Here is a 26,674-nt window from a genome sequence, read left to right as displayed (position 1 = left end):
GGAGGAATCCCCATGAAGCTGTGCTGCACGGTTGTGATGCTGGCTCTCCTCGTCGGGTGTGGCACGGCGTCCCGGGTCGTGCGCCTGGACACAGGCCAGACCGACACCCTCGTCTTCACACCTCGTTCCGGCGCCAGGCCGGTGGCGCTGGGCAGCGGCGAGTTCGAGGAGGCCGTGTCGGAACTGGCTCGGGATGTTCGGCCCTCCACTCGGCCCCAGGAAGCCGCCCGGCGGCTGTTCGAGGTGGAGGCGCGGAGCGGTTCGTACACGTACGAGCCCCCCAGCCGCCGCCTTACTCCGCTCAAGCCGGGCGAGCACCTGGAGGGGCAGTCCACAACACCGGAGGCGGAGTTGACGCGCGACTACCTACGCTGGTGCGAGCGCACCGGCAGGCCCGGGGACTGTCTGCGCCTGCTGACGGAAAGCCCCACCGTCAACGGGGATGGCCGTTTCGCCTTGGCCCTGGCTCTGGCCAAGGGCGCCGTCCTGGACGAGATGCTGGAGGCGTTCAAGGACATGGCCGACCCCCACGCCATGGTGGCGGCGGTCCTCTGGACCTGGACTACGTACATGATTCTCGTTTCCATTCCCGATGTGACGATCTCGAAGGGCCTCGCGGCGGTGATGACCGCAACACTCATCTCCTACGTGGGCGTCGATACCTTCTGGGGCCTCGTCGTGGGCTTCAAGCGGCTGATGGGCGAGGCGGACCGGGCCACCACGTTCAACGAGCTGCGCGCAGCAGGCGAGCGGTACGGCAAGCTCATGGGCCGGAACGCGGCACGAGCATTCGCCATGCTGGCCATGGCGGCCATTGGCAACACGGCGCCAGGGCTGGCCGCGAAGGTGCCGAAGCTGCCCGGCTCGATGCAGGCGGCCGTACAAGCGGAGACGCAGGTGGGTATCCGTCTCGCGGCGGTGGGGGAGGTGACGACGGTCGCCGTGAGTGCCGAGACCGTCACCATCGCCCTGGCGCCGGGCGCGGTGGCGATGACGGCTCGGGGCAGCATTGGCGGCAGTTCGCGGGCCAAAGGGAGCTTGACAGGACACCCAACCCGTCCTGGAGCCAACGACAAGAGGCCAGAAAACATCAAAGCGATCGAGCGGGAGAACGAGTCGGCGCAAACTCTCGCAGACAACGGCTACCATGTGGAGCAGAATCCTCCGCCCAAGTCCAACGGCACGAAGCCCGACTACAGAATAAACGGAGAGTATTACGACTGCTATGCCCCCAACAGTCCAAGCGCACGCAATATCGCGACCAACCTCAAGAACCAGAAGGTGAACAGAGATCAGGCAGATAGAATCATCCTGAACCTCGACGACACGAGCGTCACGATCGAAGTCATGAAGAAGCAACTCTCGGATTGGCCGATTCCTGGACTCAAGCAAGTCATTGCCATCAAGAGTGGCAATATTTCTATCCTTTTCCATAGTCAGAATGCCACGAACCCGGTCTACCAAAGCGGGGAGCACATGGGATTGGACAACAGTCTTGAGCTATCAACTGACTTGAAACCTGCGCAGGTATTGCGACTCATGGCAGAGAGATTCGGGCTTGAGTGGGGCGATGATGCCCATCTACTCGGGCCGGCAGTATGGGTCAGCGCGATTGAACCAGATCAAGATTTCAAGCTCATGATTGAGGAGGCATTTCATTTCAGGCCAGACCTGTCCGTGGGATTTCGACTCAATCCCAATAGCGGCGAATACGAGGAGGGAAATCGCATCATGCTGCGCGCGACGATGTTCCTGCTGGAGCATGGACGAGATGGGGTCCTGCTCTTCAACGGGGAGCACATCGTTTTGCAGAGACTCAGCGGGCACCTGGTGCTCAACGAAGACTCCAAGAACTGGACGGACGGGCTCCGGCTGGAAAACGAGATTCGCCTGCCCCACGAAAAGCGGCCCTTGCCATCGCCCCTATTGTAGCGGACCAGAAGGGAGAAATCAGATGGATTGGAGGGCAACCAATCTGCATGGTGCCGCGAGCATTTCGCGGGTAGTCAACGTCTTCGAGATTCGCGACATGCGCGGCATTTGTGAGTGTAAAAAATGCCAATGGCATCCCCGATGGGGAGGCAGGACTCGGACGGACAGAAATAGAGGCTCTCCAGGATCTCATCACGAGACTGGGTGAAAGATTGAACTCTCGCAAGGACTGGCGAGATGAAGACTTTGAATGGACCGACCCACAGGACTTCTGAAGAAGCAATCGCCGCATTCGATGCCGAGTTCGGAAACTGATGTCGAGGCATCGCATGGATGACAAGATCACGATCAAGGAAGCATACACGGCGATGTACGCCTACCTTGAAAGGCTCTATGAACTGACAGGCTCGGACGACCTGGGCGGTTTTTTGGGCAGCATGTCGCTGCTCGAAGACGGTACGCCTGCGGATCCCGGTGTCTGGGACGATTGGATGCGCGCCGTACAGCAGGCAAGGCACGGTCAAGTAGATCTGACCTTGGGACGCCCTGATGAGTGAGCACCACCTGCCTGATGGTTCCGGTTCTCAGGAAATCTTGTGGCTCCGTGCAAAGGGAGGGGATGAAGTGCAGCGACTCGTCCGCGATCGCGGATGTCGAAGCCGAACTCCTGAAGGCCCTGACGGATCTCGCTCCAGCCGGTCTTGCTGGCGAGAAGTGGCTGGTGAGGGCCCCGTGAAGATCCTGGATGCCAATCAGTACGAGGCTGTTTCCGTGGCGCCTTGAGCGTCGGCGCGCTCAGAAGAGGCTCACGGGAGCCGGGGGCGCGGCGGCCTGGAACTGGCTGATGCCGGCCAGCTCCGGCGGGGCGCCCGCGAGCATGGACTGCAGCGCCTGGGGGTTCTGCGCCAGCTGCTGGAGCAGCTCCGGGTTCTGCGCCAGCTGCTGGAGCAGCTCGGGATTCTGGAGCAGCTGCCTGGCCAGCTCCGGGTTCTGCTGCAGCAGCTTCTTCAGCAGCTCGAGCAGGCCGCCGCCCTCGGCGCCACCGGCGGCGGGCGCACCGCCACCGGCCCCACAAGCGCCCTCGGCACCACCCGCGCCCTCGCCACCCCCGGCACCTTCGGCGCCCTTGGCGCCCTCGGCGCCACCCTTGCCACCAGCGGCCCCGTCCAGGCCCAGCGCGCCGAGCAGGTGCTTGGAGTCCACGCCCAGCGTGTCACACAGCTTCTTGATGCCCTCCACCGCGCCCTTGAGGTCGCCCGAGGCCAGCTTCTGGGTGATGTCGGAGACGATGCCCTCCAGCTTCGCCGAGGGGGTCTGCTGCGGACCGCCTACTCCGGAGGAACGGGACACGTTGGAGAAGGAACCGACCGCGCTGCCCTTGATGGAGGAGATGCTCATGGCGTTGACCCCGATGGGTGGTGAGGGAGTCGCCCACTTGTGGGCGGCGTACTCACCCCAGAGCATCAGGTGTGCCAATCAGCTCCATGGGCCCCGGGCCTCGCCAAACGCCCGGAATTGCTCGGGAAGGGCCCGAGCGCCCCGGCGCTCCTGGTGACTCCAGCCACCACCGGAGGGCCCGGGCGCCTGATGACGCCAGTCACCGGGTGGTGACAGCCGTCACCACCCGGGGGTCCGGACGCGAGGTCAGGACGGCGTGGGCTCGGAGCTGCCCTCGGGGCTCGGAGTGCCCTCGGCGGCGGCCTCGGCGGGAGCGGACTCGCCCTCGGCGGCCTCGTCATCGCCGCCCTCGTCCACGGGCTCGTCGCCGCGGGCCTCGGCGGCCTGCTGCTCCTTCACCTGGTCATCGCTCATGAAGCCGATGGGCAGGTCCTTGCGGTTGAGGAAGCGCACCGACTTCTTCGAGATGGCGTACATCTGCTCGGCCACCGCGGCGGGCACCAGCGAGTGCTCGATCTGCGCGGGCTCCGGACGCTCCACCACGCCGAGCGTGCCGTCCTCGAGCTGCTTGGCCTGCGTCTCGGTCAGCTCCAGGCGGCGCAGCTTCCCCTTGCGCGTCATGAAGTAGAAGACGGTGGCGCCCACGTCCACGGGCACCTGGCCGCCGAGCACCAGCTCGCGCAGCTTGCGGTCCAGCTCCACCTGCTTCTTGGACTCCATCCGCTGAGCGGCCTTGGAGCCCGGCAGCGGGGGCAGCTTGGGGACGATGCCGCCCGACGGCTCACCGCCCGGCCGCCCGCCCTGGGGACGTCCACCCTGCGGGCGCCCACCCCCGGGGCCACGGGGAGGGCCACCCTGGGGGCGGCCACCCTGTCCCTGCGGACGGCCACCTCCCTGGGGAGGACGTCCACCGTCACGGCCCTCGCGGCGCGGCGGCCGCTCGTCGCGCCCCCGGGCTTCACGGGGCTCACGGGGCTCCCTATCCTGGCGGCCAGGAGGGCCCTCGTGCCGGGCCTCCTGCGACGGAGCCGGACGGCGAGCGGTCGGGGCGGAACTCTCCGCCTTCTTGGCCTGGTCCTCGGAGACCAGGCCAGCCTTCAAGAGCTTGTCACGCAGGTTCTGCATAGGTGGCGTTCTATCCCGTACATTGGCGCGCGCAAGCCGTCCCTTGCCGCTCCAGCACCCACCCCGTAATTTGGGCAACCCCGCATGGAGCCGGAGGAGTCGTGACCCGTTTCCCCAAGTTCGCCCTCGCCGCCACCCTGGCGCTCGCCACCGTGGCCTGCCAGGACCCCGTCGACAAGGCGGCCAAGGCTCGCATCTTCTCGCCCGAGGATCCGCCCAAGGTGGTGGCCTCGGCCGCCGAGAAGCTTCCGCCCGAGGACGTGGCGGACAACCCCCGCGTGGCCCGCCGGATCCTCTCCATGGACGCCGCCGAGGTGACCGAGCGTCTGGGACCTCACACTTTCAAGGCCACCGTCAGCTACGAGTGGTCGGGCGCCCAGGGCACCGTCCCCACCAAACTCACCGAGACGCGCACCTTCCGCGCCGGCCCGGGTGGTGTGAGCGGAGATTTCCACGGCGTGCTGGAGAACAGCCGGGACCAGGGCCTGGAGGTGATGCGCGTGGGGGGCAAGGTGTACGCCCGCAACCGCTACGGCACCTTCCGCCAGCGTCTGCGCGACCGCGGCATCGCCGAGCGCACCCGCACCGAGCTCACCGGCGCCATCCGCGACGTGGACGCGCTCTTCCGGGGCCGGCTGCTGCTGTCTCCGCAGGGCACCGTCACCCACGAGGGCCGCACCGCGTGGCGCTACAACGTGACGCTCGGTCCAGAAGGCAACACGGGCACCGCGCCCACCGTGCTGCCCGCGATGGCCGAGCCCAAGGGCGGCCGGGACGACACCACCCGGCGCCGCCTGGCCTTCTTCGAGAACCGCACGCCCAAGTCTCTGACGGGCGAGGTGCTGGTGGACCAGGAGACGTCCGTCGTCCTCAAGACGCGCCTGGATGGCCGCATCACCGTGCCCGCCAACGACGCCGGGGGCGCCGCCGAGCTGCGCATGGTGCTCGAGTCCGCGCTGAGTGAAATCGGCCAGGACCCCCAGTTGCAGCCGCCGGAGAACTTCCTGCCGGACGCGGACAAGCCGCAGGGCATCGCGGACGCGCTGGACCGCTTCGGGATTCCCCGGAACAAGCCCGAGGGCGCCACGGGGCCGGGGGCGGCGCAGCCGTCGGACGAGCCCGCGGACGAAGAGGGCAACTGAACCTGCCAGGTGTCGCGCGGGTGTCAGGCCGCTACAGGGAGGCAGCGGCCTGTTGGAAGAAAATTTGACCCTCCTCTTGCGATCTCTAGAATCCTCGACGGTTGCGGACCGGACGCATCCGACATGAGCGGATGTTCAGGTACCCACTGCAAGGGAGCGGAGATGGAGCGCAAGGTCGGTAGCAGCACGACGGTGACGTCCAAGGAGGTCAAGGCCGCGTTGGAGAAGACGCAGACCCTGACGTCCGAGGAGGAGAAGGTGCTGCGGCTGCGGCATGGTGCCGGCGCCGGCAGCAAGAGCGCGCCGCTTCCCCGTGCCGCGGGCAACAACGAGCAGCTGGGTGACGAGCTGCTGCTCATCGAGATGCAGCTGATGAAGGCGATGCGCGAGCGCACGGGCCAGACGCGCTCGGCCAGCAAGCCCAAGGCGGCGGCCACCGGCACCAACGCGACGAAGGACAAGATCGTCCGCGCGCTGCGCAAGAAGAAGTAGTCCCCCGGGCCCTCCCAGGGGACGGCGCTCATCGGTCGAGCAGAGCCACGAGGCGGGCACCCGCCTCGGGGAGCGTCAGGGCTTTTGCCGAAATCTCCTGGGCGAGCGCCTCGGCGTCGTCGGTCCCGCCCCGTGCGAAGAGGCCCTGGAGCCAGCGGCCGGCGGTGGGGTTGCGCCACCAGTCCTCGTTGAAGCGCCCGGTGAGGTGCGCGGTGAACCGCGTTTCCAGGGCCCAGGCGCGCAGGTAGCGCGTCACGTAGAGCTGGGGGTCCACGTCGAAGAGGAAGAAGCCCGGATGCGCCTCGACGAAGAGCGCGCGGCGCTGGGCATCCGCGTACTCCTCGGCCCGCTCGGGCGAGGGGCCGCGCTCGTACAGGGACAGCTCGTAGGGCAGCTTGGCGCAGTGCCGGCGCAGCACCGTGAGGGCCTGGAAGGCGGCCATGCGCGAGGCGTCGCGCGCCGTGGCCGAGGGCTGGCGCAGGTAGCGCTTGAGCCACTCCTCGTCGGTGAGGAGCCGCTCGAAGAGGGTGGCGAAGGCCTCCGTCACCGAGGCGTCCTGCAGCCGGCGCAGCTCCAGCGGCAACTGGTCGGACACATGGGCGTGGTGGAGCGCGTGGCCGTACTCGTGGAGGAGGCTGCCCAGGGCATCCAGGCCCGCGCGGCGCTGGAGGACGAGGCGCACTTCACCGGGCACGCGCACCGAGACGGTGAAGGGGCGGGAGGCCTTGCCGGGACGCTCCTCGTCGTCGATGCGGATGCGGCCCTCGGCGGACGGGTGGAAGCCCCACTCGCCGAGCCAGCGGACGACGGCGGGCATGGAGTCCTCGCGCCGGAAGAAGCCGCTGAGCCAGGACACCTGGGTGGCGGCCTGGAGGTCATGCCGGCGCGCGTGGCCCGAGGGGAGGGGACGCAGCGTGGGCTCCACCTTCTTGAGGACGTAGGCGAGCACGTCGCGGTAGGCGTCCTCGGTGAGGCGCAGCGTCTGCTCGGCGGCCTCGACGAGGGGCTCGAGCTCGATGCCGGAGACGTCCTCGCGCAGGGCGGTGTAGCGGGGGGCGCGGAGCTGCTCGGTGACGCGGAAGGAGGCCTCGCGGCGATCGCCGTAGCGGCCCCGGTTGTCCCAGAGGAAGCCGCCGGTGGCGCTCTCGAGGAGGGCGCGCCGGCCGCGCTCGGGCTCCTGGGGGAGCTGGCCGAGCGCCTCGCCGAAGGAGAGGGTCTGGTCGTCCACGGAGAGGCGGGCGCGGGCCTCGAGTTGGGCGAGGGCCTCGGCGGCGGGGGCGGCGAGGGCCTCTTCGAGCTGGGTGGCGATGAAGTCGCGCAGCAGCCGGAGGCGGCGCACGCCGAGCGAGTCACCCTTGGCCTGGGCCTTGGGGATGGCTTCGGTGACGGCGGCGAAGGCCTCGGGGGAGGCGATTTCGGGCGAGTCCTCGTAGAGCGCGCGGAGGGGGAGGTCCGGGGCGAGGCCGGCGGCGTGGCGGTACTGGAGGGAGGCCAGCTCGGCGAGGAAGTCGTCCAGGCTCGCGCGCAGGGCAGGGATGGGGCGGTCCATGGCGTGGCGGAAGGTAGACACTTCGGCCACGGGGGAAAAGAGCCGAGTCGGCGGAGCGTGCCGCGCTGGACCCTGTCCCTACAGGGAAAGGGCGGGTGGGCAGGGCTTCATGAGGCGGACGGTCTGGGAATGGCGCCCAGCTCGAGAAACATTGGTTTCGGCTCGGGCCTGTCGCCGAGATGGCCGGCCCTGGCCCCGAGGTCGATGAACCCGAGCTTCTCGTAGAACGGGACGGCTTCTGGCTTCGCGTCGACGACGACGCCGAGGCAACCGAAGTCGTCCGCGAGGCGGTGGGCGAGCACGAAGACGGCACGCAGCAGCGTACTGCCGATACCTCGCCCTCGTGCCCGTTCATCCACGGCGAGCCGCGCCAGACGGAGCACGGGAAGTGGGTATTGCGGCAACTTCCTGCGCCGCGGCACGGGGAGCTCCGCCACGGTGATTTCAGAGGGCGTGACGGTCACGAAGCCGGCGATCGTCCCATCCTCGACCGCGACATACGTCGTGCCGATGTGATGGCGGAACTGATTCTGTCCGGCGTAGCGCTGGAAGAACCGGTCGAGGTCGACGTTGCCCGAGCGGAAATCCGAGCGGTCGTCTTCCTGGAGCAGCCTGCGGATTTCGAGAGCCACGGGACGCTATCGCGGCTTCTTGCCATCCATCAGCGCGCGGAGTGCCTTCGTCGGTTTGCGTGGACGTCGGGTCAAGGCCGCCACGCGCTCGAAGGTCTTCTGCTCCACCACGATTCGAGGCGGGATGATCAGGTCCGCCGGCAGCTCACGGAGGGCCTGGAGGTGGTGCAGGAGCGCCTCCTCGATGAGGCGGCCCTTCTTCATCCCATGCGCTTCCACGTAGCGCTCGACGAGCTCCTTGGTGGTCTCGGAGACATACGCGGAAATCTGGGTCTCGGCCATGGCGGTACCTCTCTACGAAAACGTAGAACGGAGTGGGGCCTGCCACAAGCCCGGGCGGGAGGTCTCCTTCCGCCAGGGTTTCCAGGTCAGCAGGCGAGCGACGGACCCGGGCTGTGCAAGGCGCTGGCCAGGAGCGCTTCCCGTGGGGAGCGAAGCCCCGACCGTCTCCCGTGGGCGACGGCCGTCCACGGCTCGTCCGGTGGTTGCTAGGCGTTCTCCCCCTTCACGGGCAGCTCGAGCGTGAAGGTGGCGCCCTGGCCGAGGCCCGGGCTGGTGCAGGACAGCTTCCCCTTCATCTCCTCGGCCGCCAGGGCGCTGATGTGCAGGCCGAAGCCGTGCCCCGTCTTCTTCGTGGTGAAACCCTGGGTGAACAGCCTCGCCAGGTTCTCCGCCGAGATGCCCACCCCGTTGTCCGTCACGTCGATGCGCAGCTGCTCTCCCCCGCCCGCGCGCTCGACGTGGATGCGCAGGCACTTGTCCTCCTGCGCGCTGTCCACCAGCGCGTGCCGCGCGTTGCTCAGCAGGTTGATGAGGATCTGCAGCAGCTTGTGCCGGTCCACGAAGATGTGCGGCACGTCCGCGTAGTCCCGCACGATGCGGATGGCCAGCCGCTCGAAGGACACGGCGTGCAGGCGCAGCGCCTCGTCGATGAGCTGCGGCACGTCCACCTGCTCCACCGCTCCCGCCGAGCGCGCGTGCTTCTGCTGCATGCTGACGATGGACTTGATGTGCTCGACACTCTGGGCGAGCGACTGCATCTCCTTGAGCATCGCCTCCCGCTCCTCCATCAGCTCGTCGGACACCGCGATGAGATAGGGCGGGAGCTTCTGGCCCCGCGCGTCGCGGGTGAGGAAGGAGGAGAGATCCGCGAGGTGCTCGCGCAGCAGGCCGGTGGCCTTGACCAGGCCCGTGACGCGGGAGCGGCGCAGCCGGTCGGTGACGAGCGTGGTGGAGATGTTGACGCTGTTGAGCGTGTTGCCCACGTTGTGGAGCACGCCGGTGGCCACCTCGGCCATGCCCGTCTGGCGCGACACATCCACCAGGGTGCGGTGCATCTCTCCCAGCCGCGTCTCGGCCTCCTTGCGCTGGGTGATGTCGCGGCCGAAGAGCGTCACCCCCACGGCCAGGCCATTCTCCGCCAGGATGGGGTGGAGGCTGACGTCCAGCACGATCCGGACGTCTCCCACCTCATACGCCTCCTCGTAGCGCAGGCGCTGGCCCTCAAGCACCAGGGCGAGCCGGTCCATCCAGAGCTGGATGCGCTCCGGCTTCGAGTAGCGGAAGGGCGTCTGTCCCATCTCCAGCTCCCTGCCGGTCAGCCGCCGGAAGAAGCGCTCCATGGCCGAGTTGGCCACGAGCAGGCGGCCCTCGGGGTCCATCGCGACCACGATGTCGTCGGTGCTCTCGATGATGCTGCTCAGCTTGAGCTCGCTGGCCCGCAGCTTCCGCAAGGCCCGCTCGAGCGAGTGGTGGGCCGCGTCCCGCGCGGTGCTGTGCAACGCGCTGATGCCCCAGATGCCGATGAAGGCCATGCCCGCCATGCCGTGACGGACCCAGAACCGCGCCAGGGAGAAGGACGCGTCGGGGGGGACGGCGTGCCGCAGGACGTAGAGGGGGTAGAGCCCATCCATGACCACGGCGAGCAGGAGGACGAAGGGCAGCGCCCGGCGGGGCCCCAGCAGGTACACGGCGAAGGCGGGGAGCAGCAGGTTGGTGGCGTGCACGCCTCCACTGAGGTCCGCCTCGTTGGCGAAGAGGCTCCCCACGAAGCCCACCGTGAGGGTGGCCAGCATGATGATCGCGGGAGCCACGAGCGTCCGGGCCCTGCGCGCGGCCACCAGGATGGACACGTACAGCACGCCCGCGACGCCGGGGAGGGGGGAGTAGTGCGTGAACAGCGTGCTCACCAGGTACAGCATGGCGAGCATGAGCATGAAACACGCGGCGCCTACGAGCACCCGGTGACGGACGAGCTCCCCGGGGGGCGCGTTGCGCAGCGGCTCCGAGAGGAAGAAGTCCAGCCAGCGCAGGATGCGCGGCGTTCTCTCCGTGCCCGAGAAGCCACTGGCCCGAAGCTCTGGGGGGATGATGACTTCCTGGCTTGTCTCGGGAGTGGAAAGGAGCGCCATGTCAGGGACGACATTCTAACGGCCCCGCCGTCCTCCGCCGCCACGGCCTCTCGGGGAGGGAGCCGGCCCACGCCGCGCTCCGCCCTGACGGCCTCCCGCCTTGCCTCCCGCCTTGCCTCCAGGCCGCCCGGCGCCACGCGGGCCGCTCCTGCCCGGGCCGGCAGCCTTCCCCCGTCCTTCCTTCGTCTTCCGGGCCATCTCCCGCCCGAAAGCGCCCTCCACGCGGCGCGCGGGTTTCGCTCGACGGGCGCCCTCCTCCTCCCTCCCCTGGCGAGGCGCCGGGCTCCGTCCCGGGGCCGCCCGGCGGGTGTCTCCCCCCCGGCGCTCCGGACCCTCCCGCCGCGGGCTGGCTCCCCTCGCCACGCGGGCCTTCTCCGGCGCGCGGGCCTTCTCCGGCGCCCGGGGACGGGGACGGTCCTCGAGCTTCTCCAGGTCATCCATGTCCCCCTGCTCGGCCCGGAACGTCTCCAGCTCCTCGCGGAAGGCGGCGTCCGTGCGCGGCACCTCGGCGCGCGGCACCGGCATGCGGATGATGCGCTCGATGGCGCGCACCGTCTCCTCGTCCCGCTCGGTGACGAAGGTGGAGGCCCGCCCGCTGGCCCCGGCCCGCGCCGTGCGGCCGATGCGGTGCACGTAGTCCTCGGGCGCGTGGGGCAGGTCGAAGTTGATGACGTGGCCCACGTCCTCCACGTCCAGCCCTCGCGAGGCGATGTCCGTGGCCACCAGGCAGCGGTACTGCCCCCGCCGGAAGCCCTCGAGCGCCTGGCGCCGCTGCCCCTGCGTGCGGTCCGAGTGGATGAGGGAGGCCTTGTGGCCCGCGCCCTTGAGGACCTCCAGCACCTTCTCGGCGCGCTCCCGGGTGCGGGTGAAGACGAGCGCGCTGAGCTGATCCCTCTCCAACAGGGAGAGCAGCAGCGGGTACTTCTCGTCCGCCTCCACCTCGTACATGCGCTGCACGGCGCGCGCGGCGGGCGTGCCGCTGGGGGTGACTTCCACCCGGACGGGCCGGCGCAGCAGCTCCTGGGCGAAGAGCGTCACGTTGTGGCCGAGCGTGGCCGAGAAGAGCAGCGTCTGCCGCTCGCGGGGCAGGGCGGCCAGGATGCGCTGGAGCTCGGGCAGGAAGCCCATCTCCAGCATCCGGTCCGCCTCGTCCAGCACGAGCATGCGCACCGCGGAGAGGTTGGCCGCGCCCGACTGGAGGAGGTCCGCCAGCCGGCCCGGGGTGGCGAGCAGCAGGGTGGGCCGCTGGCGCAGCGCCTCCACCTGGGCGCTCATGTCCGTGCCGCCGATGACCACCGCCTGGGTGACACCGCGCGGCTCGCCGAAGAAGGCCGCCTCCTGGGCGATCTGCTGCACCAGCTCGCGCGTGGGGGCGAGCACCAGGGCCACGGGGCCCGATTCACCGGCCGAGCGCTCGATGAGGGGCAGCAGGTAGGCGGCCGTCTTGCCGGTGCCGGTGGCGGCGCAGCCGATGACGTCGCGCCCGGCGAGCGCCGGGGGGATGGCCTGGGCCTGGATGGGGGTGGGGGCGGCGAAACGGGCGCGCCGCACCGCACCGAGTGTCTCAGGAGAGAGGCCGAGGGTCTTGAAGGAGTTGCTCACACACCAGGGGCTATCACGCCCGGGCGCGCGGGGCTACCAGCGTACATCGAAGGTCATGTCCTCGGGGCCCAGCTGCTCCCAGGTGCTCTGGGGCGAGCTCACGCCCGTGGCGCGCAGGGCGGCATGGAGGATGCCGTTGTAGTAGTCGCCGGGCAGGGGCACGCCCCGGAAGTCCACCCGGTAGTGGTTGGGGCCGAGCTTCTCCACCGTGCGCATGCCGAAGTTGCTGCTGCGGCCCACGAACTCGGGCACCTTGCGCATCAACCGGTCCGGCCCGAGCAGGTGCAGCGCGGCCAGTTGGATCTGCCCCAACAGCGTCTTGCGGTAGCCCTCGAAGAGACACGCGCCCACGCGGAAGAGCCCCTCGGCGGTGGGCAGGGACGCGAAGCGGGTGCGCGCCAGGTAGTGGAGCACCTCGGCGAAGTTCTCCACGGCGATTTCAGAAGGGACGTAGTCCGTTCCCCCGCTCAGCCGGACGAGCTCCTCCATCTCGGCGGAGCGCTCGTGGATCTCCAGGCTGCGCAGCAGGCCTTCCAGGGGGGCGTAACGCATCCGCCGGGGGGCGGGTTGCTGTGAAGCGGCGACGGCGGTGGTGGGCATGCATCACCTCGGGGGAGCGGCTTTCACACGGCCCCTGAGACTGGCACAGGCGCGGGCTCGAAAACCACCGGGGGCCCGCCGCGTCCGCACGCGCTGTCGCTGACGCAGTGCGGTGTGGCCCCGGGCCCCGGGCGTGTACTCTCCCCGCCCCATGAACGAGCAGCGCATCGACACGCTCCTGAACGCCATGACCCTCGAGGAGCAGGTCTCCCTGCTGGCCGGAGCCACCTTCTGGACGACCGTTCCCGTGGAGCGGCTCGGCATTCCCTCCCTCAAGGTGAGTGACGGCCCCAACGGCGCACGCGGCGGCGGCAGCCTCGTGGGGGGCGTGAAGGCCGCGTCCTTCCCCGTGGCCATCTCGCTCGCGTCCACCTGGAACACCGCGCTCGTCACGCAGGTGGGCCAGGCCATCGCCCAGGAGGCGCAGTCCAAGGGCGCCCACGTGCTGCTCGCCCCCACCGTCAACCTGCACCGCTCCACCCAGAACGGCCGCAACTTCGAGTGCTACTCCGAGGACCCGTTCCTCTCCGCCCGCGTGTGCGTCGCGTACATCCAGGGCGTGCAGAGCCAGGGCGTGGGCGCCACCGTCAAGCACTTCGTGGGCAACGAGTCGGAGTTCGAGCGCATGTCCATCAGCTCCGACATCGACGAGCGCGCGCTCCGGGAGCTGTACCTCCTGCCCTTCGAGGCGGCCGTGAAGGAGGCGCGCACCTGGGCCGTCATGTGCGCCTACAACAAGCTCAATGGCACGTTCGCCAGCGAGAACCGTCGCCTGCTGACGGACATCCTCAAGCGCGAGTGGGGCTTCGACGGCGTGCTCATGTCCGACTGGTTCGCCACGCACACCACCGTGGAGTCCATGAACGCGGGCCTCGACCTGGAGATGCCCGGCCCGGCGAAGTACCGCGGCCAGAAGCTGCTCGAGGCCGTCCGCGCGGGACAGGTGAGCGCGGAGGCCATCCAGGACAGCGCCCGGCGCGTGCTGCGCCTCCTCGGCCGCGTCGGCGCCTTCGAGCATCCCGCGCCCGTGGAGGAGCAGGCCATCGACCGGCCCGAGCACCGCGCCCTCATCCGCCGGGCCGGCGCGGAAGGCACGGTGCTGCTGAAGAACGAAGGGGTGCTGCCGCTCGACCCGAAGCGGCTGAAGAAGATCGCCCTCATCGGCCCGAACGCCAGGACCGCGCAGATCATGGGCGGTGGCAGCGCGCAGCTCAACGCGCATTACCGCGTCACCCCCTCCGAGGGACTCCAGGCCCGGCTCGGCGGGAGCGTCGAGCTCGGGTACGCGGCCGGCTGCGCCAATGACAAGCTGCTGCCCCTGCTCGAGAAGCCGTTCACCGCCGAGTACTTCGACAACCGCGGCCTGTCGGGCAAGGGGGTACCGGGCACCGGCCTGTCCCAGGGGGAGGTGATGTGGTTCGACGAGCCCGCGCCGGGCATCCCCCTCGACACCTTCTCCGCGCGCCTGTCCACGCGCTTCACGCCGGATGAGGACGGCGTGCACCACTTCGGCCTGGTGAGCGCGGGTCTCGGCCGCCTGTTCGTGGACGGGCGGCTCGTCGTGGACAACTGGAGCGCGTGGAAGCTGGGCGACACCTACTTCGGCAACGGCAGCGATGAAGTCATCGGGACGCTCGAGCTCCAGGCCGGCCGTGCGTATGACGTGACCATCGAGTACGCCAGCCCCGCGGAGGGCATCCGGGCCGTGCGCGTGGGCGTCACCCGGCCCCTGGGTGACGAGCACATCGAGCACGCCGTGCGGCTCGCCGCGGACTCGGACGTGGCCCTGGTGTTCGTCGGCCACAACGGCGAGTGGGACACGGAAGCGGTGGATCGTCCCCACATGGACCTGGTGGGCCGCCAGAACGAGCTCGTCTCCCGGGTGGCGAAGGCCAACCCGAACACCGTGGTGGTGCTGCAGACGGGGGCGCCCGTCACCCTGCCGTGGTTGGACTCGGTCGCCGGCCTGCTGCAGGCCTGGTACCCCGGACAGGAGGCGGGCAACGCCATCGCCGACGTGCTCTTCGGCGCCGCCGAGCCCTCCGGCCGGCTCCCGCAGTCCTTCCCCGTGCGGCTCGAGGACAACGCGGCCCATGGCCACTACCCCGGTGCCAATGGCCGGGTGCGCTACGGCGAGGGCATCTTCATGGGCTACCGCCACCACGACACGAAGAACATCGCCCCGCTCTTCCCGTTCGGCTTCGGCCTCGCGTACACGACGTTCGCGTACGGGAACCTCCGCCTGAGCACCGGAGCCCTCGAGCCGGGCGGCACGCTGACGGTGACGCTCGACGTGACGAACACCGGGCAGCGCGCGGGGCAGGAGGTCGTGCAGCTCTACGTGCGCGACGAGAAGGCGAGCCTGCCGCGCCCCGAGAAGGAGCTGAAGGGCTTCCTCAAGGTCGCCCTGGAGCCCGGCGAGACGAAGAGCGTCACCCTGACGCTCGGGATGCGGGCGCTCGCGTACTTCGATGACGCGAGGGCCGCCTGGGTCGCCGAGGCGGGCCGCTTCGAGGTGCTCGTGGGGAGCTCCTCGCGAGACATCCACGCCCGCGCCGGCTTCACCCTCCAGCGCGATTGGATCGGGTCCCTGGAGACGGCTCAGGCCGCCTTCTGACGCGCGCCTCCCCGGCGGGCGGCGGCGAACTTCTGGAGCGCATCCGCCGCGCGCCGGTGGCCTCCCGCTTCCCGGAGTTCCTTCTGGAACTCCGCGAGGCGCGTGCGGTAGCCCGGGTCCGTGTCCAGGCGCTCGATGGTCTCCCGCAGGGCCTTCGGGTCCAGGGCGTCCTGGGCCGAGAGCGTGGTTCCCAGCCCGAGCCCGGTCACACGCGAGGCGTTGAGCGGCTGATCCGCGAACTGCGGGAAGACGGCCAGCGGCACGCCGTGCCAGAGGCCCTCCATGGTGGAGTTCATGCCGCCGTGGGTGAGGAAGACGCGGGCGCGCTCGAGCACCTCGAGCTGGGGCACGTGCTGGCGCACGAGGACGTTGGACGGCGCTGGTCCGAGCGTGGCCGGGTCCAGGCCCTTGCCGCAGGCCATCACCACCTGCCAGCGCGTGTCGCGGAAGGCCTCGAAGCAGGTCTTGTAGAAGTCGGGCCGCATGTTCATGGGCGTGGTGCCCAGCGAGATGAGCAGCACGGGCTTGCCCTCGAGCCGCTCCAGCGGGAAGTCTCCCCGGTCGTTGCGCGGCAGCACCGAGGGGCCCACGAAGAGGAAGCGATCGTCGAAGTTCCCGGCATCCGGCTGGTACGCCCGGGGGACGGGGATGATGTTCAGGTCCTCGACGCTCGTGAACGCCGACTGGGGATTCATGCGCGGCATTCCGTGGCGCCAGTGCATCACCTCGGACGTCAGCAGCAGCCGGCCGATGGCCAGCAGGGCGCTCGGGGGCGGAGGGCCCTTCATGTTCGCGCGCATCGCGTTCTGGATGGTGGGGGAGTGGCTCAGCCCGAAGCTCGTCTGGAAGATGGCCGCGGGCAGCCCCAGCATCTTGCCGGCGGAGCGGCCCCAGACGGCCATCGGGTCATAGACGACGCAGTCGGCCTGCTCGGCCCGGGCCTGCTCCACCAGCCGAGGGGTCGCGTGCAGGCTCCGGCGCATGAGGCCCATGAGCAGCGGCATGGCCTTCTTCATCGCCTGTCCGCTCCCTCCCGCCAGGCCGGGCATCCCCGCGAAGCTGGGGGGAATGCCGAGCGAGTCATCGAGCAACCGGAGCGAGGCACCGGTGTGGCGGATGGCCGCTTCGAACTCGCGCGTCACGTAGACGACGACCTCGTCCCCCCGGGAGACCAGCTCCTGGATGAGCGGGAGCATCGGGTTGACGTGGCCGTGGGCCGGCATGGGAAAGAAGAGGAATTTCATGGGCCCTGTCTACTGACGTGGGCCCGGGCGCGCAGTGATTTTCGAGCCACGGTGAGTAGGGGCGAGGAAGGCGGGGGAACGGGCAGGCCCTGTGCCCTCCGCCCGTACTCGGCGTGTGCACCGCGCCAGGTCCCCGTTGGCTACACTCCTCCGCTGTCTTGTCCGTCTCCACTCTCCAGACTCCTGGCGCCCGCTTCCGGGCGGGCTCCCGCGCGTGGATGCTCGGGGTGGCGTTGTTCCTCGGAGGCTGCCAGCGGCCGGCCGGGGGCGGCGCGCCCCTCGTCTACGCGGGCTCCGGCAGCATCAGCGACACCGTCCTGTCCCCGCTCAGCGAGGGCTTCGTGCGCCGGGGCGGGCCTCCCGTCGAGGCGAAGCACTACGTCGGCTCCGGCGAGGGCTTCAAGCTCCTGATGGAGGGGCGCGCGGACCTGGGCGGCATGGCGCGCTCGCTGAAGAGCACGGAGAAGGCCCGGAACCCCTATTACGTCATCTTCGGCTACGCCGCGCTCGCGGTGTACGTCCACCCGGACAACCCGGTCCCCACCCTCAGCCGGGCCCAGCTCAAGGCCTTCTTCACCGGGCAGGTGAAGAACTGGAAGGAGGTGGGCGGCCCGGATGCGCCCGTGGAGCTGGTGACGGTGCATCTGTCCACCGGCTCGGGCACGACGGACTTCTTCCGGGAGGCCGTGCTGGAGGGCGCCTCGTTCGCGCCCACGCATGGCTTCACGCACCCGCGGGAGGTCCTGTCCTACGTGGCCTCGCATCCGCACGCGCTGTCGTGGGGCACGCTGGCGTCCGACGTTCACGGAGTCCGGGTGGTGCCGGTGGAGGGCGTGGCGCCCGAGCCCGAGGCGATCCGCACGGCGGACTATCCGCTGTCCCGGCCCCTGGTGCTGGCCACCCGCGGCGTGCCCGAGGGGCCGCTCAAGGACTTCCTCGACTATGTGATGTCGCCCGAGGGCCAGGCCATCGTCGGCCAGTCCTTCATTCCCGTCCGGGAGGCGCGCTGAGCGTCATGTCCCCGCTGCGCCGCCTGAAGGTCCGCCACAAGCTCTCGCTGCTGCTCGTCAGCATCCTCCTGGTGTTCCTGGCGAGCCACTCGCTCCAGGTGTCCACGCTGGACCGGTTCCAGGTGGGCGGCCCCGTGCACCGGCAGCTGAAGCTGCAGGCGGAGACGTACGACACGGTCCAGGCCCTGCTGGGAGAGCTGCACGCCGCTCGCGCGGTGCTGCACCTCATGCTCGTGCCCTCCAGCGAGGACGGGGCGCGGCAGCTGGTCCGGCAGTGGGAGGAGATCGCCGCGGGCGTGGAGGTGCGCTTCGAGCGGGCGCTGTCGGTGACGGATGCGCCGGACGCGCGCCTGTACGTGGAGGACGCGCGCGACGCCTGGGAGGGCTACGCGCGGGCGGTGCGTGCGAGCGTCTTCGCGGCTCCCGGGGCCGAGCGGAGCCGGGTGCTCGCGGACTTCCTGGAGGGGGCCCACACGCGCCGGTACGCGCGGCTGGCCGAGCTGCTCGAGGCGGCGGCCAACAGCCTGCGCCTGCGCTCCAGCGAGATGGAGCTGGAGGCGGCGCGCACGCTGGCGCGGGAGCGGTGGTGGCTCGCGGCGGTGGATGTGGGGCTCGGGCTCTTCCTGCTGCTGTTCCTCACGGCGGTGGGGCGCTCCATCACCCGGCCCCTGCGGGCCCTGGTGGCGGCGGCGCGGCAGGTGGAGAAGGGGGACCTGTCCCTGCAGCTCGCCACTCCCGAGGAGGACGAGATCGGCCAGCTCTCGCGCATCCTCGGGCAGATGGTGTCGCAGCTGCGCGAGCTGATGCGGGCGGTGCGCCAGGCGGGCCAGGAGATGGCCGAGGCGGTGGAGCGGCTGGCGCACGCGGCGGACGAGCAGGGGCGCAGCATCGAGCGGCAGGCGGCGGCGGTGATGCAGACGAACGCGGTGGCCGAGGAGATCAGCCAGACGTCGGAGGTGGCGGAGCGGCAGGCGGAGGGGGTGCTGGGCGCGGCCGAGCGGGCCGACGAGGTGGGCCGCTCCGGCATGGAGGTGCTGGCCGAGAGCCTGCGGGGCATCCAGGAGCTGCGCGGCCAGTTCGACGCCATCGCCCAGCACGTGGTGGAGCTGGCCGAGCACAGCGTGAAGGTGTCCACCCTGACGGAGACGGTGAGGGACCTGGCCGAGCAGAGTCACGTGCTCGCGTTGTCGGCGGGCATCGAGGCGGCGAGGGCGGGGCAGGAGGGGCAGGGCTTCCGGGTGGTGGCGGTGGAGATCCGCTCGCTGGCGGACCGCTCGGTGAAGGAGACGGTGGCGGTGCGTGAGCAGTTGAGGCGCTCGAGTGGGGCCATGCGCAACACGGTGGCCATCACCGCACGGGGCCGCGCGCGGATGGAGGAGGAACTGGAGCAGGTGCGCACGGGAGGCGAGCGCCTGGAGGAGCTCACCCGGATGTTGCAGGAGTCGAGCAGCAGCCTGCGGCGCATCGTGAAGGTGGTGAAGCAACAGCACGAGGGCGTGGGGCAGATCTTCTCCGCGGTGAGCGAGCTGTCGCGCACGACGGACAAGGCGGTGGCCTCGGTGGATGCCATGCGCCAGTCCGCCGAGCAGCTGCGCAGCACGACGGCCCGGCTGACCGAGGCCCTCTCCGGCTTCCGGCTCTGAGCGTGCCGCTCAGTTCACGCCCACCGCGGTCCAGCTCTCCTGGACCTTCTTCACCTCGGCCGAGTTGGCGCCGTACAGGTCCGTGGCGGCCTGCACCGTGGCCTGGCGGGCCTGGGCGAAGGTGGTCTTCGGCGTCATGTAGTGCTCCAGGGCGCGAGCGAAGACCTTGAGGCCCTTCTCCATCCCGATGCCGTCCTTCACCTCGAGGCCGGAGGTGCGGTTCTTCCCGCCGTTGGCCAGCAGGTAGAAGGCGTTGTTGGCGATGCCGCTGGAGCCGTGGACCTCGGTCTGCTTCGGGTAGTTCTTGTAGTGGTCCACGGAGTAGCCGTCCTTCGTCGGGTCGTCCATGTAGCGCAGCGCGTCCCCGGTGCCGTTGGCCGGCGTCCACGCGTCCTCGCCCACCTTCCAGTCGAACTCCACCGCCTTGTTCTTCTGCGAGGCGTACCACTCCACGCCCGAGCCGATGATGTCGCTCATCGCCTCGTTGAGGCCGCCGGACTCGCCCTCGTAGAGGAGGCCCGCGGTGCGCTCGGTGAGGCCGTGGGCGATCTCATGCCCCGCGATGTCCAGCGTGGTGAGCGGGCCGGCCGTCTTCCCGTCGCCATCGCCGTAGTTCATCTGCGTGCCGTCCCAGTACGCGTTCACGAAGTGGGTGCTGATGTGCACGTTGGACACCAGCTTCTCGCCCTTGCCGTCCAGCGAGTCGCGGCCCAGCACGTCCTTCATGAAGTCGTACGTCATCTGCGCGCCGTAGTGCGCGTCCACCGCCGCGCGGTTGCGCGTGGGGTCCGCCGCCTCGCCCCACACGTCGTTCTTGTCGGTGATCTTCACCGGCCGGGTGGCCTGCTCCTTGTTCTGCGCGTCCAGCGTCACCACGCCCTTGCCGCGGCTCGCGTCCTCCAGGCTGAACGTGCCATCCGCGTTCTTCGTCGTGGAGAGCTCCACCTTGCCGCTGTAGAGGCTGGTGTCATCCGCCTTGCCCGTCGCGGGCGGGGTGGGCTTGCCGGGCGCCGGAGCCGGAGCTGTGGGCGTGGCGCCACCCGTGGAGCCGCCCGCGCGGGCCTGGGGCAGCTCGATGCCGCCCATCTGGTTGAAGCTCGTGAGCATCCCGCCGCTGTTGGCGTCCACCAGGTAGTTCATCCGCCGGGGGCGCTCGTCGCCCTCGAGGCCCTGGGTGTGCGTGAGCTCCACGTGGAAGGCCGAGTGGTAGTTGCCGTCCTTGCCCTGGTAGATGACGCGCTCGGCGGTGGGCGCGCGGTCCGTCCGGCCGGCGAAGTCCTTCTGCGCGATGGCCAGGGCGTCGTTGGCCGTCAGCTTCACCGGCTGCGAGCCCAGCCCCGCGGGGATGGTGGAGACGTTGCCCGTGAGGCCCGCCACCTTGCCCTGTTGATCCAGGTGGCTGATGAGCTGCTCGCCGAACACCTTCACGCCCTCGTGCGTGCGGTCCAGGCGCACGTGCGTCATGCCCAGCGCGTCGCGCTCGACGGAGCGGGGCGTGACGGCCTGGGAGATGCCGGCGCCGGGCGCCACGCCGCGGGCCAGCGAGCCCGTCTGCTGCTGCAGGAACTCGAGCGACTTCTGGATGGCGGTTTGCGCCTGCGGGCTGTTCAGCGCCAGGGGGCCCGTGGTGGGCGAGGCGGCCTGCTGCGCGGTGAGCGCCACCTGGGTGCCCTTGCGGGTGGGCGCGAAGCTCGACGCCGCCTCGAAGCCCGTGGCGGTACGGGAGGCCTGGCTCTTCGGCGAGCCCACCGGGAGCTCGCGGGGCGTGACGGGCGTGGAGGTGGAGGCGACGGACGGCTTCTGGGGGCGGTGGGAGATCTGCATGGCTCGAGTTCTTTCCGTGAGTAGTTCTCGTGCGCAGTGAGGAGTAGGTTGTGTGCCAACGCATCGCGTCATGGCGCCCGAACCCGAAGCCCTTGAATTCACACGAGCTGCCCGCCGAACTCCGCCCGGGGCTGGTGACAGCCGTCACCACGCCGCACCGGTCTCCCCCCTGATGACACCTGTCACGGCCTGGTGACAGCCGTCACCACCCCACCTCAGGCGCCGCCGTCGCGGTCCTCGAGCCCGTGCTTGCGCAGCAGCTTGCGCAGGTAGACGCGGTCGATGCCGGCCTCGCGCGAGGCCCGGGAGATGTTGCCCTCGCAGCGCTCGATGAGGCTCTCGAGGTAGTCGCGCTCGAAGCCCTCGATGAGGCGCTCCTTGGCCTCCTTGAAGGGCAGCTCCAACTCGGCCGTGCTGGTGCGCGGCCCGCCGTCCGGGCCTCCCTCGAGCGCGGGCATCTCCGGGAGTGCCTCCTCGCCCAGGTTCACCACCTGCTCCACCACGTTGCGCAGCTCGCGCACGTTGCCGGGCCACGGGTACTGGGCGAGCAGGGCGCGCGTCTGCGCCGACAGCGTGCTGGGCGGCTTGCCCATCCGTCCGAGCACGGTGTCGATGAGCAGGGGGATGTCCTCGGGCCGCTCGCGCAGGGGGGGCAGGGTGACGCGCAGCACGGCGAGCCGGTGGAACAAGTCCCGGCGGAACTTGCCCGCCTTCACCGCGCCCTCCAGGTCCACGTGCGTCGCCGCCACCACGCGCATGTCCACCGTGCGGTAGTCGTTGGCGCCCACCCGCTTCACCTGCCGGCGCTCCAGCACGCGCAGCAGTCTGGGCTGCAGATCCAAGGGCAGCTCGCCCACCTCGTCCAGGAAGACGGTGCCGCCGCTGGCCCGCTCGAAGGCTCCGGCGCGGTCGGACTGCGCGCCGGTGAAGGCGCCCTTCACGTGGCCGAAGAGCTCCGACTCGATGAGCGAGGGAGCGATGCCCGCCAGGTCCACGATGATGAAGGGCCCCTTGCGGCGTGGGCTCTCCTGGTGGAGCGCCTCGGCGCACAGCTCCTTGCCCGTGCCCGTCTCGCCCTGGATGAGGACGTCCGAGCCGCCGGGCGCCATGCGCTCCAGCAGGGTGAAGACCTCGCGCATCTTCCGGCTGCTGCCCACCAGGGCGCCGAAGCTCTCGCGCGACGAGAGCAGCAGCGAGCGCTCCCGCGTGTCCTCCGGCACCACCTTGAGCTCGGTGGTGCCCAGGGTGATGACGCTGCCCGCGCGCAGCTCCAGCTGGGAGAAGCGCAGCCCCTCGCAGAAGGAGCCGTTGCGCGAGTCCAGGTCCACCGCGAGCACGTGCTCCTCGTGCACCTGCAGCTTCAGGTGCTGCCGCGAGATGGTCTTGTCACTCAGGACGATGTCGCACGTGGGGGCCTTGCCCACCGTGTACTCGCCGTGCTCGAGCGGATGACTGCGTCCCGCTTCCGGGCCGGAGAGCACCAGCAGCTTCAACCGCAGCTGTGCTGGACCGGCACGGTGGAGGGGCACTGTCGCGCCCAGGGTCTCTTCATCTTCGTGCGCCGCCACGCAGTGGACGCTACCACGCTCCACGTCCTCGGGACACCGCTTCTACAAGCGCGTCGGGCGGCGGGTGGGCTTCGCCTGGCGGCGCCTGGACTTCTCCTTCTTGGGCGCCTCCTCCTTCGGCAGCGACTCCAGCCAGGTGTCCACCTCGGACACCTTCGGCGCCAGTCCGGCCTGCGTGAAGCGCTCGCGGGCCCTGGCCGCCTCGGCACGAGCCTCTGGCTGCTGGCCGGACACCCAGAGCGCCCGGGCCAGCGCGAAGCCCGACACCGCCAGCAGGTCGGGCGGGACCTCGGTGAAGGTGACGGCCTGCTTCAGCGGTTCGATCGCCTCCCGCTCCCGCTTCAGGCCCAGCAGCGCCTGGCCCACGCCGTCATACGAGGGCTGGAGCAGCATGTCCTCGGGGGGCAGCGCCTTGCGCTTGGCCGCGAGCGCCGCCTCGTAGATGGGCAGCGCCTCGTCGTAGCGCTCGAGCTCCAGCAGGCACATGCCCAGCTCGTCCAGCGCCTCCGCCGTGGGCATGCTGTCCTTGCCGAACGTGGCCTCGCGGATGCGGGCCGCCTCGCGCGCATGCTCCAGTGCCTTCTCGTGCTGGCCCATGTCCCGCAGCGTCCAGGACAGCATCACGTGGCGCCGCGCCATGTCCGGGTGCATCGCGCCCACCGAGGCCTCCGTCTGCTTCAGCGCCTCCTCCAGCAGCGGCAACGCCTTCGCGTACTCGCCCATGTCCCGCATCACGCGCCCGAGCAGGAACGTGGTGCGCGCCCGCTTCGGATGGCCCGAGGGCAGCACCTTCGCGTGGATCTGCCTCGCCTGCTCCAGCAGCGCCTTCGCTTCCGGGAGCTTCGACTGGGAGATGGCCAGGTTGGCCCGGTTCACCCGCACGTCGCTCTCCAGCAACGGATCTCCCCCCAGGCGTTGCAGCGTGGCCTCCGCCAGCCCGCCCCAGCCCTCCGCCTGTCCGAAGTGCCGCTGCCCGTCCTCCACGAAGAGCAGCTTGTTGAGGATGGACACCTTCAGCCGGTCCGCCCGTCCCGCCTCGGCGTCGTAGACGGCCCGCGACAGCAGCTTGGACGCCTCGGCCGATTCCCCCAGCTGCTCCTGAATCCAACCCACGTGGAAGCGCAGCTCGGCCACCAGCGGCAGGTGCCCGGTGGCCAGCACCGGCGCCTCCCACTGGCGCGCCTTCTCCAGCGCCAACGGGTAGCGGCCCGCGTCCACCATCGCCTTCACCTCGGCGAGCCGCTCCTCCAGCCGGGCGATCTCCGCGCGCTTCGCCGGATCCGACGGCAACCGCTGCTGCTCGGAGAGCGACTCCACGTCCGCGCACTCCTGCAACGCGGGCAGCGCGTGCGCCGCGTCCAGCGCCTTCTCCACCAGGGGCCCATCCGCCTCGGACAGCAGCGTCACCAGCGCCCCCAGGTCCTTGCGCCGCCGCTCCAGGCACACCACGCGCCGCGACAGCAGCTCCTCGGGCTGCGTCCCGTGCACGCGCGTGGCCTCGCACGCCTCGGTGCGCTGCCGGGTCCACGCGGCCGCGTACTCCTCCAGCACCCCCGACACGCGCGCCGCCGTCTCCTTCGCGAAGGGCCGCTTCGTGGCGAGGAAGGCCGCCTCCAGCCTGCCCTTCGCCGCCGGCTCCCACACTCCGGCCATCAGCTCGCCCGCGCCCGTGCACAGCCGGGTCTGCCGGTACGCCGTGCCCGCCACCACCGCCAGCCCCACCGCCGCCGTGCACGCCGCCGCCACCCACCGCTGCCGCTTCACCCGCCGCTGCTCCTGCGACAGCGCCTCCAGCAGCGCCTTCATCGACGGGAAGCGCGCCGAGGGCTCCAGCGCCAGCCCGCGCATCAGCGCCTGCTTCACCCACGCCGGCACCTTCTTGTCGCGCGGCGGCTCCTGGATGAGATCCGTGGGGATCGGCTCCGGCTCCATGGGCTCGGTGCGCGCCGACGCATCCGGCTGCGAGCGCGACGTGGCGAACGCCCGCATGCGCGAGGTCTCGAAGGCGCGCTTGCGGTAGAGGCCCCAGTACAGCGCCGCGCAGAAGCTGAATTGATCCGAGCGCGCGTCCACCTCGCGCCCCTGGTACTGCTCCGGGGACATGTAGTTGGGCGTGCCCAGCACCACGCCCGTCTGGGTGAGGTTGGCCTCCAGCATCCGGCGCTCGGGCGCCATCAGCTCCCGGGCCTCCTCGGACAGGGCGTCGTCCTCCTGGGGAGGCGCCCCCACCTGGAGCGCCAGGCCGAAGTCCGTGACGTACACGCGGCCCGCCCGGCTCACCAGCACGTTGGCCGGCTTGAAGTCGCGGTGCACCAGCCCCGCCTCGTGGGCCGCCTGCAACCCCCGGCCCGCCGCCAGGAAGCGCTCCAGCACCTCGCGCCAGGAGTGCTCCTCCTCCAACCAGCCGCTCAGCGTGCCCCCGTCCGCCAACTCCATGGCGAGGAACACCTGCTCCCCCCACACCCCCACGTCGAAGATGGGGATGACGTTGGGATGGGACACCCGGGCCATGGCCTGGGCCTCGCGCAGCAGCCGGGCCCGTGCCGTCTCCGACGCCGACTGCCCGTCCGACGGCTGCAACAGCTTGAGGGCCACCTTCCGGTCCAGATCCGGATCGAACGCCGCGTACACCACCCCCATGCCGCCCTGGCCGAGCCGCTCCAACAGGAGGTAGCGCCCCACCTGGGAGACGGGAGGCACGTCCTCCGGCGCCCGGCCCCGCTGGGACCGGGACCTGCCCGTGTTCGGCGCGGACTCGCGCGTGCCCTTCCCCTTGCTCCGGCTCTTCGGGTCTCTCATGGGATGCAGGACATTCTAACTGGACGGTTTCTGTGGAAAAAGACTACATTGTGCGCTGTCCGAAGAAACTTCGGACGGCGCGCGCCGATAAATACGCAAGATTCGCGATTTTCCAAATCAGGTGGGATGCGAGATGAGCGTGAAACTGTCCTCGATGCTGGGTAACGCCCTGAGCCGGGCGCTGGAGCTTCCCTCGCAGAGCCGTGTCCAGGCTCCCACGTCGCCCACGACTCCGACCGCGCCGGCCAACACCCCCGCCCCGTTCGTGCCGGGGAGCCGCGATCTCTTCGAGCAGGTGTGCAAGGTGCAGAAGGAGTGGGAGGCGAAGTTCGCCGAGGTGGTGCAGGCGATCGCCCCCGAGCTGGAGCAGCTGGCGCCGGTGGAGACGAAGTCCCTGAAGGAGCTGGCCAACTCGGTCAACGAGTCGCGCAACGTGGTGGCCGGGGACCAGTTCGAGAAGGGCAAGTGGTCCAGCGCCACGCCGGTGCTCCAGCAGACCGAGGACGACAACTGCGGCGCGGCGGCGGCGGCCATGCTGACCAAGGCCAAGGGCGGCAAGGAGGCGGTGTCCGGCGAGCAGCTGATGGACGAGCTGGGCTCGCGCTACGGCACCAAGGATGGCACCACGCCCAAGGAGATGGCCAACATGCTGGCCAACGAGGGCATCAAGGTGAAGGGCGGCAACACCCGCGTCGACAAGAACGCGCTGGAGGGCACCCTGAAGAGCGGTGGCAAGGCCGTGGCCATGGTGGACTCCAATGAGATCTCCACCAAGGGGAGCGCGCAGGCGCCCGGCAAGGCGCACTGGGTCGTCATCGACGGCATGGACGACCAGGGCCGCTTCATGGTGAAGGACCCGGGCAGCGCCTCCAGCTACTTCGTGAAGGGCGAGGAGCTGAACAAGGCCATCGACACCGGGCGCAACGCCCACCAGTCCGGCGGCGTGCTCCTCCTGGAGAACGCGCAGACCCCGGAGCCCGCGCCCGTGCTGGCCCAGGAGTCCGTGAAGAACGCGGAGGCGCTCGGCAATACGCCGGGCGGTGGCTCCATGTCCTGGCGCTTCGGCCGCGAGTCCTCCTGAGCCGG

Annotated in this window: 20 protein-coding genes; 8 read left to right on the top strand and 12 right to left on the bottom strand. The window is 70.1% G+C overall.

Annotated features, from left to right (window positions below):
• Positions 1 to 12 precede the first annotated feature (12 nt).
• A complete protein-coding gene (locus tag VFZ09_RS33000) occupies positions 13 to 1,932 on the top strand; it encodes a SitI3 family protein (protein WP_329731704.1) in 1,920 nt (639 codons plus the stop codon).
• A 329-nt stretch (positions 1,933 to 2,261) separates the two neighbouring features.
• Positions 2,262 to 2,489, top strand: a complete 228-nt coding sequence (locus VFZ09_RS32995) for a hypothetical protein (RefSeq protein ID WP_329731703.1) — start codon at positions 2,262 to 2,264, stop codon at positions 2,487 to 2,489.
• Between the two features lie 238 nt (positions 2,490 to 2,727).
• Here VFZ09_RS32995 and VFZ09_RS32990 read toward each other — a convergent pair whose 3' ends face one another.
• Together VFZ09_RS32990 and VFZ09_RS32985 are read right to left on the bottom strand one after the other, a co-directional pair.
• The gene (locus VFZ09_RS32990) at positions 2,728 to 3,330 is read right to left on the bottom strand and encodes a hypothetical protein (protein ID WP_329731702.1); all 603 of its coding nucleotides are present in this window, start codon (positions 3,328 to 3,330) and stop codon (positions 2,728 to 2,730) included.
• A 246-nt stretch (positions 3,331 to 3,576) separates the two neighbouring features.
• Positions 3,577 to 4,455: a DUF2058 family protein gene (locus VFZ09_RS32985; protein WP_329731701.1), complete on the bottom strand. Its 879-nt coding sequence runs from the start codon at positions 4,453 to 4,455 to the stop codon at positions 3,577 to 3,579.
• 101 nt (positions 4,456 to 4,556) lie between these two features.
• Here VFZ09_RS32985 and VFZ09_RS32980 point away from each other — a divergent pair, with 101 nt between their 5' ends.
• Both VFZ09_RS32980 and VFZ09_RS32975 read left to right on the top strand, forming a co-directional pair.
• On the top strand, positions 4,557 to 5,597 hold the full coding sequence (locus VFZ09_RS32980) for a hypothetical protein (RefSeq protein ID WP_329731700.1): 1,041 nt from the start codon (positions 4,557 to 4,559) through the stop codon (positions 5,595 to 5,597).
• Between the two features lie 162 nt (positions 5,598 to 5,759).
• Positions 5,760 to 6,089: a hypothetical protein gene (locus VFZ09_RS32975; protein WP_329731699.1), complete on the top strand. Its 330-nt coding sequence runs from the start codon at positions 5,760 to 5,762 to the stop codon at positions 6,087 to 6,089.
• A gap of 28 nt (positions 6,090 to 6,117) precedes the next feature.
• Here VFZ09_RS32975 and VFZ09_RS32970 read toward each other — a convergent pair whose 3' ends face one another.
• From VFZ09_RS32970 to VFZ09_RS32945, 6 genes are all read right to left on the bottom strand, one after another.
• On the bottom strand, positions 6,118 to 7,638 hold the full coding sequence (locus tag VFZ09_RS32970; protein WP_329731715.1) for a peptidase M3: 1,521 nt from the start codon (positions 7,636 to 7,638) through the stop codon (positions 6,118 to 6,120).
• Between the two features lie 107 nt (positions 7,639 to 7,745).
• Entirely contained in the window at positions 7,746 to 8,270 is a 525-nt protein-coding gene (locus tag VFZ09_RS32965) for a GNAT family N-acetyltransferase (RefSeq protein WP_329731698.1), read from the bottom strand.
• Positions 8,271 to 8,276: 6 nt separating this feature from the next.
• Positions 8,277 to 8,552 carry a hypothetical protein gene (locus tag VFZ09_RS32960; RefSeq protein ID WP_043414148.1) on the bottom strand — a complete coding sequence of 92 codons (276 nt, stop codon included), beginning with the start codon at positions 8,550 to 8,552 and terminating at the stop codon, positions 8,277 to 8,279.
• 206 nt (positions 8,553 to 8,758) lie between these two features.
• Positions 8,759 to 10,681 carry an ATP-binding protein gene (locus VFZ09_RS32955; RefSeq protein ID WP_329731697.1) on the bottom strand — a complete coding sequence of 641 codons (1,923 nt, stop codon included), beginning with the start codon at positions 10,679 to 10,681 and terminating at the stop codon, positions 8,759 to 8,761.
• 15 nt (positions 10,682 to 10,696) lie between these two features.
• A complete protein-coding gene (locus VFZ09_RS32950; RefSeq protein ID WP_329731696.1) occupies positions 10,697 to 12,283 on the bottom strand; it encodes a DEAD/DEAH box helicase in 1,587 nt (528 codons plus the stop codon).
• Between the two features lie 33 nt (positions 12,284 to 12,316).
• Complete coding sequence (locus tag VFZ09_RS32945; RefSeq protein ID WP_329731695.1) at positions 12,317 to 12,883, bottom strand: DUF2378 family protein; 567 nt, start codon at positions 12,881 to 12,883, stop codon at positions 12,317 to 12,319.
• Between the two features lie 151 nt (positions 12,884 to 13,034).
• Here VFZ09_RS32945 and VFZ09_RS32940 point away from each other — a divergent pair, with 151 nt between their 5' ends.
• Positions 13,035 to 15,500, top strand: coding sequence for a beta-glucosidase H (locus tag VFZ09_RS32940; RefSeq protein WP_329731694.1), 2,466 nt, complete (start codon positions 13,035 to 13,037; stop codon positions 15,498 to 15,500).
• Here the strand turns inward: VFZ09_RS32940 and VFZ09_RS32935 are convergent.
• A complete protein-coding gene (locus VFZ09_RS32935; protein ID WP_329731693.1) occupies positions 15,485 to 16,744 on the bottom strand; it encodes a macrolide family glycosyltransferase in 1,260 nt (419 codons plus the stop codon). The genes VFZ09_RS32940 and VFZ09_RS32935 overlap by 16 nt on opposite strands.
• Positions 16,745 to 16,971: 227 nt before the next feature.
• Between VFZ09_RS32935 and VFZ09_RS32930 the strand changes: the two genes are divergently transcribed.
• Positions 16,972 to 17,754, top strand: coding sequence for a phosphate ABC transporter substrate-binding protein (locus VFZ09_RS32930; protein ID WP_329731692.1), 783 nt, complete (start codon positions 16,972 to 16,974; stop codon positions 17,752 to 17,754).
• A gap of 5 nt (positions 17,755 to 17,759) precedes the next feature.
• Positions 17,760 to 19,397, top strand: coding sequence for a methyl-accepting chemotaxis protein (locus VFZ09_RS32925; RefSeq protein ID WP_329731691.1), 1,638 nt, complete (start codon positions 17,760 to 17,762; stop codon positions 19,395 to 19,397).
• A 9-nt stretch (positions 19,398 to 19,406) separates the two neighbouring features.
• Here VFZ09_RS32925 and VFZ09_RS32920 read toward each other — a convergent pair whose 3' ends face one another.
• From VFZ09_RS32920 to VFZ09_RS32910, 3 genes are all read right to left on the bottom strand, one after another.
• Entirely contained in the window at positions 19,407 to 21,221 is a 1,815-nt protein-coding gene (locus VFZ09_RS32920) for a M4 family metallopeptidase (RefSeq protein ID WP_329731690.1), read from the bottom strand.
• A 215-nt stretch (positions 21,222 to 21,436) separates the two neighbouring features.
• Positions 21,437 to 22,762 (bottom strand): sigma 54-interacting transcriptional regulator, encoded by a 1,326-nt coding sequence (locus tag VFZ09_RS32915; protein ID WP_414640771.1) that lies wholly within the window; start codon positions 22,760 to 22,762, stop codon positions 21,437 to 21,439.
• Between the two features lie 69 nt (positions 22,763 to 22,831).
• A complete protein-coding gene (locus VFZ09_RS32910) occupies positions 22,832 to 25,588 on the bottom strand; it encodes a serine/threonine-protein kinase (RefSeq protein WP_329731689.1) in 2,757 nt (918 codons plus the stop codon).
• Positions 25,589 to 25,721: 133 nt separating this feature from the next.
• Between VFZ09_RS32910 and VFZ09_RS32905 the strand changes: the two genes are divergently transcribed.
• Positions 25,722 to 26,669: a C39 family peptidase gene (locus VFZ09_RS32905; RefSeq protein ID WP_329731688.1), complete on the top strand. Its 948-nt coding sequence runs from the start codon at positions 25,722 to 25,724 to the stop codon at positions 26,667 to 26,669.
• Positions 26,670 to 26,674: the final 5 nt, after the last annotated feature.

It is taken from the genome of Archangium sp. (genome assembly GCF_036277355.1).
Classification (GTDB): domain Bacteria; phylum Myxococcota; class Myxococcia; order Myxococcales; family Myxococcaceae; genus Archangium.
Note: the sequence above shows the minus strand (reverse complement) of the source record. Positions and strands in the feature narration are given on the sequence as shown.

Excerpts from the sequence above, each read along its gene's own strand:
- VFZ09_RS33000 (WP_329731704.1), top strand. The coding sequence starts at position 13 with ATGAAGCTGTGCTGCACGGTTGTGATGCTGGCTCTCCTCGTCGGGTGT.
- VFZ09_RS32995 (WP_329731703.1), top strand. The coding sequence starts at position 2,262 with ATGGATGACAAGATCACGATCAAGGAAGCATACACGGCGATGTACGCC.
- VFZ09_RS32990 (WP_329731702.1), bottom strand. The coding sequence starts at position 3,330 with ATGAGCATCTCCTCCATCAAGGGCAGCGCGGTCGGTTCCTTCTCCAAC.
- VFZ09_RS32985 (WP_329731701.1), bottom strand. The coding sequence starts at position 4,455 with ATGCAGAACCTGCGTGACAAGCTCTTGAAGGCTGGCCTGGTCTCCGAG.
- VFZ09_RS32975 (WP_329731699.1), top strand. The coding sequence starts at position 5,760 with ATGGAGCGCAAGGTCGGTAGCAGCACGACGGTGACGTCCAAGGAGGTC.
- VFZ09_RS32970 (WP_329731715.1), bottom strand. The coding sequence starts at position 7,638 with ATGGACCGCCCCATCCCTGCCCTGCGCGCGAGCCTGGACGACTTCCTC.
- VFZ09_RS32960 (WP_043414148.1), bottom strand. The coding sequence starts at position 8,552 with ATGGCCGAGACCCAGATTTCCGCGTATGTCTCCGAGACCACCAAGGAG.
- VFZ09_RS32955 (WP_329731697.1), bottom strand. The coding sequence starts at position 10,681 with ATGGCGCTCCTTTCCACTCCCGAGACAAGCCAGGAAGTCATCATCCCC.
- VFZ09_RS32945 (WP_329731695.1), bottom strand. The coding sequence starts at position 12,883 with ATGCCCACCACCGCCGTCGCCGCTTCACAGCAACCCGCCCCCCGGCGG.
- VFZ09_RS32940 (WP_329731694.1), top strand. The coding sequence starts at position 13,035 with ATGAACGAGCAGCGCATCGACACGCTCCTGAACGCCATGACCCTCGAG.
- VFZ09_RS32935 (WP_329731693.1), bottom strand. The coding sequence starts at position 16,744 with ATGAAATTCCTCTTCTTTCCCATGCCGGCCCACGGCCACGTCAACCCG.
- VFZ09_RS32925 (WP_329731691.1), top strand. The coding sequence starts at position 17,760 with ATGTCCCCGCTGCGCCGCCTGAAGGTCCGCCACAAGCTCTCGCTGCTG.
- VFZ09_RS32920 (WP_329731690.1), bottom strand. The coding sequence starts at position 21,221 with ATGCAGATCTCCCACCGCCCCCAGAAGCCGTCCGTCGCCTCCACCTCC.
- VFZ09_RS32910 (WP_329731689.1), bottom strand. The coding sequence starts at position 25,588 with ATGAGAGACCCGAAGAGCCGGAGCAAGGGGAAGGGCACGCGCGAGTCC.
- VFZ09_RS32905 (WP_329731688.1), top strand. The coding sequence starts at position 25,722 with ATGAGCGTGAAACTGTCCTCGATGCTGGGTAACGCCCTGAGCCGGGCG.